The sequence below is a fragment of the Kribbella sp. genome (assembly GCF_035687465.1).
Taxonomy (GTDB): Bacteria; Actinomycetota; Actinomycetes; order Propionibacteriales; family Kribbellaceae; genus Kribbella.
In genome coordinates this window covers 1-13720 of the sequence record NZ_DASRXP010000483.1, presented here as the reverse complement: position 1 = coordinate 13720, position 13720 = coordinate 1, and the positions used below count along the sequence as shown (strand labels likewise).

The following is a 13720-nucleotide window of genomic DNA, read 5'->3' as shown; positions in this document are numbered from 1 at the left end:
CATGAGCAGCACGGTGGGCATGATCAACATTCCGGCCACGAGCAGCGCGGTGGGCATGATCAACATTCCGGCCACGAGCAGCACGGTGGGCATGACAAGCATGCGGGGCATGACCCGGAGATGTTTCGGAAGAAGTTCTGGCTGAGCTTCGTTCTCACCATCCCGATCGTGGTGACGAGCGAGATGGTGATGGACTGGTTCGGCTACTCGCTGGACTTCACCGGGATGAGCTGGGTCGGGCCGGTGCTCGGCACCTTCGTGTTCTTCTACGGCGGCTGGCCGTTCCTGGTTGGCGGGGTTCGCGAGGCTCGCGATCGCGCGCCGGGGATGATGCTGCTGATCTCGATGGCGATCACCGTCGCGTACGTCGCGTCGATGGCGACCAGCCTCGGAGCGTTCGACCTCGACTTCTGGTGGGAACTGGCTGCACTGGTCACCATCATGCTGCTCGGCCATTGGCAGGAGATGAAGGCGATCGGCCAAGCGCAGGGTGCTCTGGCTGCGTTGGCGGCACTGCTTCCCGACGATGCTGAGCGCGTGACCGACGACGGTGTCGAGACGGTCCCGGTCGCCGACCTGCACGTCGGGAACGTAGTACTGGTGCGGTCTGGGGCCCGGGTCCCAGCTGATGGCGAGATCGTCGAGGGCGCCGCCGAACTGGACGAATCCATGATCACCGGTGAATCGCGGCCGGTGTCGAAGGCCGCTGGGGATCGCGTGGTCGCGGGTACGGTCGCGACCGACTCCGCGATCCGCGTGCGGATCAACGCCGTCGGCGACGACACCGCTCTGGCGGGCATCCAGCGACTCGTCGCCGAGGCCCAGGAGTCCAGCGGACGTGCGCAGGTACTGGCCGATCGGTTCGCCGCGATGCTCTTCTACATCGCCACGGCCGCAGCCCTGGTGACCTTCGTAGCCTGGTGGATCTTCGGGACGCTGAGCGAAGCGGTCGTGCGTACCGTCACCGTCTTGGTGATCGCCTGCCCTCACGCCCTCGGACTGGCCATCCCGCTGGTGATCGCGCTGTCGACCGCGGTCGCGGCCAAGGCGGGCATCCTGGTCAAGGATCGGCTCGCGCTCGAGCGCATGCGGACTGTGGACGCGGTGCTCTTCGACAAGACCGGCACGCTGACCAAGGGCGAGCACGTCGTGACCGGCGTTGCCGGCGCCGGCCTCGAGGAAGACCAGGTACTGCGTATCGCGGGTGCTGTTGAAGCCGACAGCGAGCACCCGCTCGCCCGGGCGATCGTCACCGCGGCCGACGCGGCGAACGGTCGTGCGACGGCGACCGACTTCAAGTCGTTGACCGGGCGCGGCGTTCAGGCAACGGTCGACGGTACGACGTACGCCGTGGGTGGACCCGCGTTGCTCCGGGAACTGGATGCCAAGGTCCCGGCCGAGCTGACGGAACACGAGAGAGAGTGGTCCGAGCGAGGCGCCGCGGTTCTCTATCTACTTGCTGTTAGCAACGGTTCGGGGACTGCAATCGGCGCTGTCGCGTTGGAGGACGAAGTTCGGCCGGAGGCACGCGAAGCGGTCGAGCAGCTCCGGGCGATCGGCATCGCCAAGCTTGTGATGATCACCGGCGACGCGAAACCGGTCGCCGAGGCAGTCGCCGCGGACCTGGGGTTCAGGCCCGGGGTGGACGAGGTGTTCGCCGAGGTACTTCCCGCCGACAAGGACAAGGCAGTCACCGAACTGCAGGGCCGCGGCCTGACCGTCGCGATGGTCGGCGACGGGGTCAACGACGCACCGGCGCTGGCGCGAGCCGATGTCGGGATCGCGATCGGCGCGGGTACCGACGTTGCCATCGAGTCGGCCGGTGTCGTGCTGGCTTCCTCGGATCCCCGCGGGGTTTCCGGGGTGATCCGGCTGTCCAAAGCGTCGTATCGCAAGATGATCCAGAACCTCGCCTGGGCAGCCGGGTACAACGTGATCGCCATCCCGCTGGCGGCCGGCGTATTCGCGTGGGCCGGCTTCACGTTGAGCCCCGCGATCGGCGCTGTCCTGATGTCAGCGTCGACCATCGTGGTCGCCCTCAACGCTCAAACCCTCCGCAGACTTCACCTCACCCCGGACCGCTGAAGACGCCGGTCCTCGCCCTGCACGACGCGGCGGATCGAGGGCTGGGCGAGCGCCAAGACAAGGGCGGCGAAGGCGCATGTCGCCCAAAGGCCTACTGGGCCAGTGATTGAGAGGAGTTGAGTTGCGGTCAGGGGCGCGATGGTCGTGGCGATGCCCCAGCTGATGCCGAAGACGGCCAGGTAGCGACCGCGGGCGTGGTCGGGGGCGAGGGCGGAGACCAGGGTGTAGTAGCGGCCTAGGAGGAGCAGATCCCCGAGACTCCAGACCACGGCTGCGACGAGGAATGCAGGCAGGTTCTGCGCAAAGCCGTTGGCTAACAGGCCGGCTCCGAGCAAGAGGTAGCCGATCGTCATGGCGCGGAAATCGCCGAGTTCGCGGAGGCGGCGGGTGTGCAGGAGTCGCTGTCCGGCGATCAGGGTCAGGGCCGAGACGGTGAGGATCACGCCGATGCCGGACGCGGGTTGGCGGCGCTCGAGCAACGTGAGCGGCAGACCGATGATGAGCTGCATGTAGAGCGTGGCGAACGCGGTGCCGGAAACGAGCAGCACCAAGAGCCGCCGATCGCGCCAGGCCGCGGGCCGCGGCGGGTCGGCCGTTGGCCCGGGCGAAGTAGGCGCCGGCTGGAGCGGGACGGGCGTTGGGCTGGGCGGGCTGGGCGGGCTGGGGGCAGCCTTGACCTGTGGCGGGCTCTTGGTCGTCGGGATGGCCGGGTGGATGCCGTTAGGCAGTAGGAGTCCGATGAGCAGGGCGCAGGTCAGGCAGGTGATGGCGTCGATGGCGAAGAGCCAGCGGAGGTTCCAATCGCTCAGCCAGGCGGCGAGGAGGCCGGCGACCACAGCGGCGGCGGCCATCGCGGCGCCTAGCAGCCCGTACGCCGCTGGGCGGTCCGCCGGGGTAGTGACATCGGCGATGGTCGCCTGGCTCGGCGGTTCGTAGATCTCGAAGACGAGGCCGAGGAGTCCGACCGCCAGGATCACGGACAACTTGCTCCCGGAGAGTGCGATCCAGCTCTGGGCGACCGCGCAGCCGACCAGCCCCAGGACGATGGTGTGTCGACGACCGAGCCGATCGGCGAGGTGCCCACCGAAGATGCGGGAAGGGACCGTCGCCACCCCGAACAGCGTGAGGATCAGCCCGACCTCGGCGATCGTCGCTCCGTACTCGACGGTCAGGATCACCCCGAGGAACGGCAGGGTGAAAGCGCCGAGCCGATTCACGGCGCGGGCCGCCACCAGGATCCACACGGTCGGCGACAGGCCCCGCCACGGCGAACCCGCCGACCTGAAGGCAGTCCCCGGCTCAGGAGAGACACCCGGTGCGGGCGGGGCATCTGACGCGCGCGAGGTTTCTGGCCTGGCGGTCAAAGCGAGTCTCCTCCGGTTGGCGGCGGCGTGACTAGTGAAAGCGGTATGGTTGGTCACGCTGCGGTCGACCTTAGAGAGGGATCTGTGACTAGTCAAGTGACGTTCGATAGTCATGTGTTCAGCGTGCTGGCGGCTGCGGTTCAGCTTGTGAACCGGCTGACGGCGGGGCAGTTCGGAGGCGTCGACTATGCCGCTCCGGAAGGTGCGGCGCAGGTCGAGGCGACTGCCGACGCGTTGAGCGCTGACGGGCGTCCACGGCCGGACGTGACGCCGGCTGACGCCAAGCAACTCGCGGAGGTCGCGACAAGGATGCGGGCAGTCTTCGAAGCAGTCCACAGATCCGAGATCGACCAGGCCGCGGCCGAGGTCAACGCGCTGTTGCTGGATACCAATGCCCGGCCGCAGTTGGACAACAGCGGTGAGCTGGGGTGGAGTCTGCACTTTCACGGTGCTGATGACACCTTGGCCAACGGCTGGTCCGCCGGTTGTGCGGCCGGCCTCGCGCTTGCTCTCGGCAGTGATCTTGCCGGTCGGCTGGGGGTGTGCGCGGCGCCGCTGTGCGATCGCGTCTTCGTCGATGCCTCACGCAACAGTCAGCGCCGCTTCTGCTCACCCCAGTGCCAGAGTCGGGTCAAGGCCGCAGCCCACCGCGCCCGCCAACAGCCGACGCACACCTGATCACCCGGGGGTGACGCAGCACCCCGGCAGATACCCGATCAACGACCGGTCCGGCTCAGCGGTAGGCGGAAGGCTGAGAAGAGGGCCGGCAAGTGGAAGGACAGCACCGCGGAGATGCCGGCCTTGGTCAACGTCAGTACCTCGATCGAGTGTGCGTGGAACAGCCCGTCGTGGCCGCGGGTGTACATCGCGAACGCCGGCTGGCCGTTCGCCGCTGTCTCGACCATCAGTCGCTGGCCCTCGCCGAGCGGGAGCTTGGATCTCAGCAGGCGCAATACATCCACCCGCCCGTCGAACCAGGTCGGGATCGGTGGCATCTCCCATCGGGTGTCTTCAGTCAACAGTCCTTCCAGCGCGACGAAATCCGCTCGTTCGAACGCCTTGGAGTACTGGTCGAGCAGCGCACGGCGTACGGGTTCGTCTGGTTCGCTGAGCTGATCCTCGGCCGGGGAGAGCTTGGCCAACTCGGCCCGGGCGCGCTGCAGCGAACTGTTGACCGCAGCAGTCGTGGTCTCGAGCAGCTCCGCCACCTCCGACGCCTGCCACACCAGCACGTCACGCAGGATCAGTACTGCGCGCTGCCGCGGCGGCAGGTGCTGCAGTGCGGCCACCATCGCCAGCCGCAGACTCTGCCGGTCCCCCACAACCAGAGCAGGATCGGGGAACGGCTCGAGCCAGCTGATCTCGAGCGCCTGCGCCTCCAGGTCATCCGGGTCGTTGCCAGGAGCACCTAGAGCCGACGGGACGATCCGGCGACTGCTGTGCTGCAAGGCATTCAGGCAGACATTGGTAGCGATCCGGTAGAGCCAGGTCTTGATCGACGAACGCCCCTGGAACGCCCCGAAGCCCTTCCACGCCCGGAGGTACGTCTCCTGCACCGAGTCCTCGGCGTCGTGCAGCGACCCGAGCATCCGGTAGCAGTGCGCGACCAGCTCACCCCGGTACTGCGCGAACTCGTCCTCGAGGTTCATCGCATCTCCCCGACCGCCTGTGGAACCTTCACTTCGCCCGTACTCCGTCGCGCGGTGATCCCGAGCCCCGCAAGAGCTCCGGCCAACGACAGTACGCCGGAAACGACCATCGCCCGGGTGAATCCCGTACTGAAGGACTGGTATCCCCCAGCGCTGGCGAAGACCGCGGCCGCCACGGCGACTCCCGCAACCCCACCGAGCTGACGCATCATCCCGAAGATCCCGGACGCGATTCCGACCGATTCACGCGGCAGGGACCCGATCGCCGCACTCTGCGTGGCCGGCATCGCCATCGAGACACCACAGCCCGCAACGATCAGCGGCAGCACGAATTCGGAGTACCGCATGCCTGGTTCGGCGATCAGCGCGATCCAGGTCATCCCGGCACCCTGGAGAGCCAGGCCGGTCACGACGAACGGTCGCTCGCCGTACCGATCGACCAGGCGGCCCGCAATGGGTGCGACGAGGAAGAGTGTGGCGGTCCACGGCAGTAGTTGCAGACCGGCCTTGAGCGGCCCGGAGCCGAGCACGGCCTGCATGAACTGGGCGAGGAAGAACACCGCACCGAGGAGCGCCGAGTTCAGGAAGAAGGCAGCCGCGTTACCCGCCGAGAAGCCGCGCTCACGGAAGAACGCCAGCGGCACCATCGGCTGTCCGACGCGATTCTCCCAGGCCAGGAATCCCAGCAACAGAAGGACTCCCAGGACGAGCGAGCCGACCACCTCCCCACTCGCCCAGCCGGCCGACTCACCACGGACCACACCCCAGACGAGGCCGAGGACCGACAGGGTGATCAGGGCCGAACCACCCAGGTCCAGCGAACGAACGACACCCCGGCTCTCGGGGATCTTGCGAAGTACCAGCGGGATCGCTACCAGGCCGACGGGCACGTTGATCCAGAAGATCCACTGCCAGGCAAGGCCTTCCGTGACGGCGCCGCCGATCATCGGGCCACCCAGTACGGCGAGTCCGGTCACGCCGCTGAAGATGCCGATCGCCCAGCCGCGGCGCTCGGGCGGGAACGCTGCTCCGAGCAGACCCATCGCCAGCGGCATCACCATCGCGGCACCGATGCCCTGGACGGTCCGGGCGGCGATCAGCCACGGCACAGAGCTCGCCAGCGCGCAGCCGACCGAGGCCAACGTGAAGAGTGCGAGACCGGCGGCGAACGTCCGGCGCCGGCCCCAGCGGTCGCCGAGTGCGGCGGCCGTCATCAACAACATCGCGAAGCTCAGGCTGTAGGCGTTCACGGTCCACTCGAGTTGCTCGATCGAGGCACCGAGATCCGCCCGGATCGTGGTCAGCGCGGCGGCGACGACCAGCACGTCCAGCGCCACCATCACCGAGCCGATCGAAGTCAGGGCCAGCACCCAGCGCTGCCCGACGGTTGTTCCTTCGTTACTCACTGCTCCTCCAGAAGCTCGCTGTCACTGGTACTGACAGCGGCGGAGGCCCGGAATCATCGCTTCGATGAGTTTTCGCTGTCCGGGCGGTGTACGCGATGGTCTGCCCGAAGGGGCAGGAAGGGTGACGGTGCGGTCACCTAGAGTTAGCCGACCGATGGATTCAGGGGAGCTTGTGACACAGATCAGTAGTGGTGTCGACGATTTGCGGACTGCGATCAGCGGTGAGGTGATCGGGCCGGATGATGCGCGGTACGACGATGCGCGGCGGGTGTGGAACGGTGATATCGACCGTCGGCCGGCCCTGATCGCCCAGTGTTTGAGCGCCTCCGACGTTCGCGCGGCGGTGCTCTACGCCAGCGAGCGCGGTCTGGAGATCTCCGTCCGGGGCGGGGCGCACAGCATGTCTGGCGCGGCCGTCGTCGACGAAGGGCTGATGATCGACGTCAGCCGGATCAACCAGGTGACGGTCGACCCCGAGGCAAAGCGCGCCCGGGTCGGTGGAGGTGCGAAGCTGGCCGAGCTCGATGCGGCCACGCAGGCCCTTGGGCTGGCCGTTCCCGCGGGCATGATCAGCACCACCGGTGTCGCCGGTCTCACGCTCGGCGGCGGGATGGGCTGGCTGACCCGCCAGGCCGGGCTAAGTCTCGATAACCTCGTCTCGGTGCGGATCGTCACTGCCGACGGCGGCATCCTGCGCGCGGCCGAGGACGAGCACCCCGAGTTGTTCTGGGCTGTCCGGGGCGGCGGCGGGAACTTCGGGGTGGTGACGGAGTTCGAGTTCCGGCTGCACGAGGTCGGGCCGATCGTCCAGTACGGGATGCAGTTCTGGGGTCTCGACCAGGGCGCCGAGGTGTTCCGGATCGCGCGCGACCTGATCCCCACGCTGCCGCGTGAACTCAACGTGGTGATCGCCTGCCTGAACGCTCCGCCGGCGCCGTTCGTGCCCGAGGAACTGCACTACCGGCCCGGATACGCCTTGCTGGTCGTGGGTTTCGGCGATCCCGAGACGCACGAGAAGGTGCTGGCCCAGATCCGCGAGGCGCTGCCGCCGCTGTTCGAGCTGACCACTCCGATGCCGTACGTCGCGCTGCAGCAGTCGATCGACGAAGGCAACGCCTGGGGATTCCATTGCTACGACAAGGGTTCGTACCTCGAGGATCTGTCGGACGACGCGATCAAGGTGATCACCGACCAGGTGCCGCTGAAGTCCTCTCCCCTGTCGAACACGCTGTTCTACCGACTGGACGAGGCCTACTCGGAGGTCGGCGAGGACGACACGGCGTTCGGCGGCGGTCGCTCCCCGCGGTACGCGGTGTTCATGGTGGCCGTCTGCCCGACACCCGAGTTGCTGGTCCAGGACCGAGCCTGGGTGCGCTCCTTCTGGGAGGCGCTGCGGCCGCACACACTCGGGATCGGCAGCTACGTCAATGCGATGGCAGAGAGCGAGGACGACCGGGTTCGCGCGTCGTACGGCGAGGCGAAGTACGGGCGGCTGGCCAAGATCAAGGCGACCTACGACCCGGGCAACGCCTTCCACCGCAACGCGAACATCCGGCCCGCCTGACCGCCGCGCTTTAAGGCTGTCTGAAGGCCTCTGCACCATGATCTGCCCGAAAGGACGCTGTCGCCCGGGATCACCGCTCCTAGGGTTGACAGGACCATCGGGGAGGAAACCATGACTCAAACTGCCGGAACCGGCATCATCGACGAACTGCGGACGACCTTCGGGGGCACCGTCTTCGGGCCCGCGGACGAGGGCTACGACGACGCCCGCCGGGTATGGAATGCGGAGATCGACCGGCGGCCTGCCGTGCTCGCCCGCGTCCAGGACGCGGAGGACGTCCGGGCGGCGATCGCCTTCGCCGTTCGGCACGACCTGGAGATCGCCGTTCGCGGCGGGGCACACAGCGTGGCCGGGGACTCCGCTGTGGACGACGGCCTCGTGATCGACCTCAGCCGGCTCAACCAGGTCACCGTGGATCCCGCGGCGAAGACGGCCCGCGTCGGCGGAGGCGCGCTGCTGGCGGATCTCGACGCGGCCACCCAGGCGCACGGACTCGCAGTACCGGCCGGCATGGTCAGCCACACCGGCGTCGGCGGTCTCACGCTCGGCGGCGGGATGGGCTGGCTGACGCGACTCCACGGCCTCAGCATCGACAACCTGGTCTCGGCCGAGGTGGTCGTCGCCGACGGGCGGATCGTGCGCACCAGCGAGGACGAGAACGCGGACCTCTTCTGGGCCCTCCGCGGCGGCGGCGGCAACTTCGGTGTCGTCACGGAATTCGAGTTCCGGCTGCACGAGGTCGGACCGATCGCTCACTACGGCATGCTCTTCTGGGAGCCGGCACACGGCGCCGAGGTCCTCGAGCTCGCACGCGAGGTCATCCCTTCCCTGCCGCCCGAGATCAACGTCGTGGTCGGCGGCCTGAACGCGCCGCCCGCGCCGTTCGTCCCCGAGCACCTGCACTTCCAGCCCGGCTATGCGCTGATCGTCACCGGGTTCGGGTCGGCCGAGCAGCACGCCGAGGTGCTCGACAAGCTGCGCGCGGCCCTGCCGCCGCAGGTCGACTTCGCGGCGCCGATGCCCTACACCGCTGTGCAGCAACTGATCGACGAACCGACCGCGTGGGGTGCCTACACCTACGAGAAGGGTGCGTACCTCGAGGACCTGACGGACGACGCGATCGCCGTGATCACCGACTACCTCGGGCGGAAGCAGTCGCCGCTGTCACTGAACCTCTTCTACCGCCTGGACAACGCGTACTCCGCTGTCGACGAAGACGCCACCGCCTTCAGCGGCGGCCGGTCACCGCGGTACGCGAGCTTCATCGTCGGCGTCAGCCCGACCCCCGACGGGATCGCCGGCGAACGGGCCTGGGCCCGCTCGTACTGGAACGCGCTCGTCCCGCACGCGATCGGCACCGGCAGCTACGTCAACTCGATCGGTGAGGTCGACGACGACCGGGTCAAGGTCTCGTACGGCGCGAAGTACGACCGGCTGGCCAAGATCAAGGCCGAGTACGACCCGGGCAACATCTTCCATCGCAACGCCAACATCAAGCCCGCTTAGGGGCCAGAGCGACGGAGACGATGAGCGGGCCTAGCGCCAGGGTCCGCCACTCTCCGTCGAAATCAGCCGGTACTTCGAGTCCGTGGGCCGGCCACCACGCCAGCATCGGGATGTCGGCGAGTTTGCAGAGACACTCCGCCCGGGTCCAGCGTTCCCAGAACCGCTCCTCGCCGAACCGGCGGGCCAGCGGTTCCGGGATCGCCTGGTCGGCGTACTCGGCGTCGATCGTGACGGACCACCCGGGCGGCGGCTCGGCGTACCAGCCGACGCAACCGAAATCGGCCAGATGCGACCGGGTGACGGCGTCCGCCATCTCCTCGACCGAGCCCACCTTCAGGTGGTCCCGGGCCGAGGCGAGGAGGTCAGATACCGGCGGCACCATCGATGACGATGACCTGGCCGTTGATGTTGGTGTTGTCGAGCAGCAGCATCCGGACCACCGGCACGACCTCCTCCGGCTCGGTCAGGTGACCGGTCGGGGTACGGCGGACGATCTGGTCCAGCTGGGTCTGGCCGAGCACCGCGGACATCTCCGAGGCGAAGAAGCCGGGCGCGACCGAGTTGGCGAGCACGCGACCGCCGAGCTCACGGGCCAGCGACCGGGTCGCCGCGTCCATGCCGCCCTTGGTGGCGGAGTACGCGACCAGGCCGGGGTAGCCGCGCTGGGCGCAGATCGAGGTGACGTTGACGATCCGGCCCTTCAGGCCCTTGGCCATCATCCGGCGCAGCACGTACCGGGTCAGCACCAGCGGCGCGGTCAGGTTCGTCTGGATGATGTTGGCGATCTGCTCGGCCGAGGTGTGTACGTGCAGCGAGTCCTGGCCGACCGCGGCGTTGTTGACGATGCCGTCGATCGGGCCGAGCCTGCCCTCGACCTCCTTGACGAAGGCCTTAGCGCTCTTCTCGTCGTTGATGTCGACCGACCCGACGTGCACCTGGTCCGGGTACTTCTCGGCCAGCTGGGTCATTTCCGGCGTCACCGTGCGCGCGAACGCGGCCACCTTGACGCCCGAGTCGATCAGGTCGGTGACGATGGCCAGGCCGAGACCGCGGGAACCGCCGGAGACGAGGACCACCTTCGAGGGCGGCACCAGAGTGGGTTCAGACATCGCTTTTCAGGGTCTCCTTCTGGGGAATCTCGTCCAGGAAGCGGATCCGGCGCGGTACGCCGTAGTCCGGCAGCCTGGTCGTGCACCACTGCACCAGGTCCGCGTCGGTGATCGGTCCGAGGTCCGGGTCGGCGACCACCTCGGCCGCGACCATCCGGCCGACCAGCGGGGCCTTGCGGGCGAACACCCGGGCCCAGGCGACGGCCGGGTGGGCCATCAGCACGTTGCGGACCAGGCCGGCGGACACCTTGGAGCCGCCGACGTTGATCTCGTCGGTGTCCAGGCGACCGGTGATCAGCACCCGGTCTTCGACGAACTCGACCCGGTCGCCGGTCCGGTGCGCGCCTTCGAGGCCGGCACCGTGATGCGGCGAGCTGATCACCAGTTCGTCGCCGTCCACGTGCAGGATCGGCCGCTCCGACTCAGGATCCGACACCGATTGGGGGTCACGGTCCAGCCAGGTCTTCGGGAAACCCGCCAGGCCGTCGTGGACGACGATCGACGCGCCTACCTCGGACGACGCGTAGATCCAGGAGATCCGGGCCTGCGGGAAGATCTCCTTCAGCCGGTCCAGGATCGCCTGGTCGACGGGCTCGCCGCCGAGAGTGATCTGCTCCAGCGGGACCTTGGCGAGTGCCTCGGTGTCGCGGTAGATCGTCTGGCGCCAGAAGGTCGGCGTACCGGAGGCCGCGGTGACGCCGTGCTCGGCGGCGATCATCGGCCAGGTCTCCAGGTCGGACGGCTCGATCACGACCAGGCCCTGGTCGGCCTGGGTGAGCGAGATCGTGATGACCTGCCACCAGGCGTACGTGCCCGGGGAGTACGGGACCAGCCAGGTGCGCGGCTGCTGCTGGCCGCGGACGGTGGTCAGTGACTCGAGGGTGTGGCCGATCCGCTTGGGCCGGCCGGTCGAACCGGAGGTGAGCAGCCAGACGCGGCCGGACTCTTCCACCCGCTTGAGCTTCGCGGGGGTGACGGAATGCTCGTCACCGTTCGCGATCACCACGGCGAAGCCGGACTCGCCCAGCTCCTCGCGCATGCCGAGGTCGACCCGGGACGAGGTGGCGACCAGCAGTTCGGTGCCGTGCACAGCGTGATGCCGGACGGCCGCCAGCGCGTCCGCGCCGTTGTCCACCAGCACAGCCGCCGGCGAGGGCAGCTGCGGCAGCTTGTGCAGGGTCCGCCAGGTCAGCGTCTTGCCACCGACGACGACGCGGTTGTCGTCACCGATCAAGGCGGTCGTACGACGCTGGGCGGTCACGCCGACTGAAGTTGCTCGATGAAGTCCAGGACGTCGCCGACCTTGGCGATCTGCCGCAGTCCGGGAGCATCGAAGTTCAGCTCGTCACCGATCTCGTCCTCGACCCGGAGGGCCAGTTCGGAGAAGTCCAGGGAACGGAAGCCGATCTCCCGCAGATCGGCGCTGTCGTCGCCCGGCAGTTCCTTGCCCTGCGCCTTCATCACCTCGCCCATCAGGTCCCGGATCTGGGCGCGCGTCAACTCACTCATGAGCCCAGAGCCTAGCGGCTGGAGCGTGGCTGGACGATTCGCCTCCAGAGAGGCCGTGGTCCAGGTCACCCTCGTTCCTCCGGTACCGGGTCTTCCGGGGTCGAGGCGCGGCGCACGGCTCGGCGGAGGCGGTTCATGCGGTCTCTGATCTCCCAGCCGATCAGTGCGATCAAAGGCGCGATCGCGGCGGCCGCGGCCAGCAGGACCTCCTCTACTGGCAGGCCGGCGATATGCAAGGCGGACATGGTGCCTCCCAGTGACAGGACCGGAGGAGTTCGCCTACTCAGGGTAAGCGCCGGGAGCGGGGAGGTAAACGGCTCGGCGGACCGGTACATTCGGGCGATGACCTCCCCGTCTCCCGGTGGATACGACCCACGGCACTTCGACAAGCTGTTCGAGCTGGAAGCGCAGAGTTTCTGGTTCCGCGGCCGCAGCGACCTGATCAACTGGGCGCTCGACAAGCACTTCCCGTCCGCGCGTTCGTTCCTCGAACTGGGCTGTGGGAACGGCTACGTGATCGACCGGGTCCGGCAGATCCACCCGGACTGGCGACTGGTCGGCACCGAACTGTTCGAGGAGGGGCTGGCCAAGGCCCGGATCCGGATGCCGTCCGGTGTCGAGCTCACCCAGCTGGACGCCACCACCAACCCGTACGACGCGGAGTTCGACGTGGTCGGCGCGTTCGACGTGATCGAGCACATCGAGGCCGCGCCCGCGGTACTGGCCGGCATGTACCAGGCAGTGAAGCCCGGTGGCGGGCTGCTGGTCACCGTCCCGCAGCACAAGTGGCTGTGGAGCGAGGCGGATGTGGCAGCCCACCACGTCAAGCGCTACACCCGCCGCGAGCTGGCCGGGGAACTGCGCGACGCCGGCTTCGAGCTGGTCCGGGTGGCCTCGTTCGTGTCACTGCTGCTGCCCGCGATGATGGCGTCGCGACTGCTCAAGAAGGACGCCGGCAACGTCGAGGAGGAACTCGACATGGCGGCCCCGCTGAACAAGGCCTGCTACGCGGCGATGCGGTTCGAAGGCGCCCTGGTCCGGGCGGGAGTGAACTTCCCGGCCGGCGGTTCGCTGCTAGCCGTGGCCCGCCGCCCGCTCTGAACTTTTCCCTGTCGCCGGCACTCTCGCCAGTCATGACCCGACCAGGACGCGCGGCGAGCGTCGCCGCGCTGGCAAGCCTGCCCGTCCTGCCGCTGGGCTGGTTCGTCGCACTGCAGGCCCTTCCGGCCTGGATCCCCGTGACGTACCTCGCCTACTTCCTGGTCGTGATCGCCGTCCCCGGCACGTTGTTCTGGCGGCGGCTCACCGGCGGCACCGGCTGGTTCGCCGTCGACGCCGTGCTCGGTACGACGTTCGGCGTGGCCTGCGAGGCCCTGATCTACCCACTGGGAAGGTGGCTCGACGTACCGCTGGCCGCCTTGGTGATGCCGGCCTTCGCACTCGGCATCTTCCTTGCCCTGCCTCGCAAGCGGCCCGTCGAGCGGATCACTCCCTGGTGGGCCGTCGCCGGGGTGATGGTCTCGGTGGG

The 13720-nt window shown here is 68.2% G+C and carries 13 protein-coding genes and 1 pseudogene; 6 read left to right on the top strand and 8 right to left on the bottom strand.

Annotation, left to right across the window (positions count from 1 at the left end; translation table 11 throughout):
- The coding region (locus VFG33_RS25505; protein ID WP_414672983.1) for a heavy metal translocating P-type ATPase at nucleotides 1-2085 on the top strand (2085 nt) is incomplete at its 5' end.
- Here the strand turns inward: VFG33_RS25505 and VFG33_RS25500 are convergent.
- Entirely contained in the window at nucleotides 2064-3317 is a 1254-nt protein-coding gene (locus VFG33_RS25500; RefSeq protein WP_325055480.1) for an MFS transporter, read from the bottom strand. The genes VFG33_RS25505 and VFG33_RS25500 overlap by 22 nt on opposite strands.
- Nucleotides 3318-3533: 216 nt before the next feature.
- Between VFG33_RS25500 and VFG33_RS25495 the strand changes: the two genes are divergently transcribed.
- Nucleotides 3534-4127 (top strand): CGNR zinc finger domain-containing protein, encoded by a 594-nt coding sequence (locus VFG33_RS25495; RefSeq protein WP_325055479.1) that lies wholly within the window; start codon nucleotides 3534-3536, stop codon nucleotides 4125-4127.
- Between the two features lie 38 nt (nucleotides 4128-4165).
- Here the strand turns inward: VFG33_RS25495 and VFG33_RS25490 are convergent, their stop codons facing one another.
- Nucleotides 4166-5098 carry a sigma-70 family RNA polymerase sigma factor gene (locus VFG33_RS25490; RefSeq protein ID WP_325055478.1) on the bottom strand — a complete coding sequence of 311 codons (933 nt, stop codon included), beginning with the start codon at nucleotides 5096-5098 and terminating at the stop codon, nucleotides 4166-4168.
- Nucleotides 5095-6504: an MFS transporter gene (locus tag VFG33_RS25485; RefSeq protein ID WP_325055477.1), complete on the bottom strand. Its 1410-nt coding sequence runs from the start codon at nucleotides 6502-6504 to the stop codon at nucleotides 5095-5097. Before VFG33_RS25485 ends, VFG33_RS25490 begins: the two co-directional genes overlap by 4 nt.
- A gap of 172 nt (nucleotides 6505-6676) precedes the next feature.
- Here VFG33_RS25485 and VFG33_RS25480 point away from each other — a divergent pair, with 172 nt between their 5' ends.
- Both VFG33_RS25480 and VFG33_RS25475 read left to right on the top strand, forming a co-directional pair.
- Nucleotides 6677-8068 carry an FAD-binding oxidoreductase gene (locus tag VFG33_RS25480; protein ID WP_325055476.1) on the top strand — a complete coding sequence of 464 codons (1392 nt, stop codon included), beginning with the start codon at nucleotides 6677-6679 and terminating at the stop codon, nucleotides 8066-8068.
- A gap of 111 nt (nucleotides 8069-8179) precedes the next feature.
- On the top strand, nucleotides 8180-9574 hold the full coding sequence (locus VFG33_RS25475) for an FAD-binding oxidoreductase (RefSeq protein WP_325055475.1): 1395 nt from the start codon (nucleotides 8180-8182) through the stop codon (nucleotides 9572-9574).
- Here VFG33_RS25475 and VFG33_RS25470 read toward each other — a convergent pair.
- The 5 genes from VFG33_RS25470 to VFG33_RS25450 all read right to left on the bottom strand — a co-directional run bounded on the left by VFG33_RS25470 (nucleotide 9561) and on the right by VFG33_RS25450 (nucleotide 12437).
- Nucleotides 9561-9956, bottom strand: coding sequence for a hypothetical protein (locus VFG33_RS25470; RefSeq protein WP_325055474.1), 396 nt, complete (start codon nucleotides 9954-9956; stop codon nucleotides 9561-9563). The two genes, VFG33_RS25475 and VFG33_RS25470, sit on opposite strands and share 14 nt — an antisense overlap.
- Complete coding sequence (locus VFG33_RS25465) at nucleotides 9937-10683, bottom strand: SDR family NAD(P)-dependent oxidoreductase (RefSeq protein WP_325055473.1); 747 nt, start codon at nucleotides 10681-10683, stop codon at nucleotides 9937-9939. The genes VFG33_RS25470 and VFG33_RS25465 overlap by 20 nt, the downstream gene beginning before the upstream one ends.
- Nucleotides 10676-11944, bottom strand: coding sequence for an AMP-binding protein (locus VFG33_RS25460; protein ID WP_325055472.1), 1269 nt, complete (start codon nucleotides 11942-11944; stop codon nucleotides 10676-10678). Before VFG33_RS25460 ends, VFG33_RS25465 begins: the two co-directional genes overlap by 8 nt.
- A complete protein-coding gene (locus VFG33_RS25455; protein WP_184801737.1) occupies nucleotides 11941-12192 on the bottom strand; it encodes a phosphopantetheine-binding protein in 252 nt (83 codons plus the stop codon). Before VFG33_RS25455 ends, VFG33_RS25460 begins: the two co-directional genes overlap by 4 nt.
- 65 nt (nucleotides 12193-12257) lie before the next feature.
- Nucleotides 12258-12437 (bottom strand): hypothetical protein, encoded by a 180-nt coding sequence (locus tag VFG33_RS25450; RefSeq protein ID WP_325055471.1) that lies wholly within the window; start codon nucleotides 12435-12437, stop codon nucleotides 12258-12260.
- 97 nt (nucleotides 12438-12534) lie between these two features.
- Between VFG33_RS25450 and VFG33_RS25445 the strand changes: the two genes are divergently transcribed.
- A complete protein-coding gene (locus tag VFG33_RS25445; protein WP_325055470.1) occupies nucleotides 12535-13293 on the top strand; it encodes a methyltransferase domain-containing protein in 759 nt (252 codons plus the stop codon).
- A 32-nt stretch (nucleotides 13294-13325) separates the two neighbouring features.
- Nucleotides 13326-13720, top strand: a pseudogene (locus VFG33_RS25440) (hypothetical protein); the annotation flags it as partial.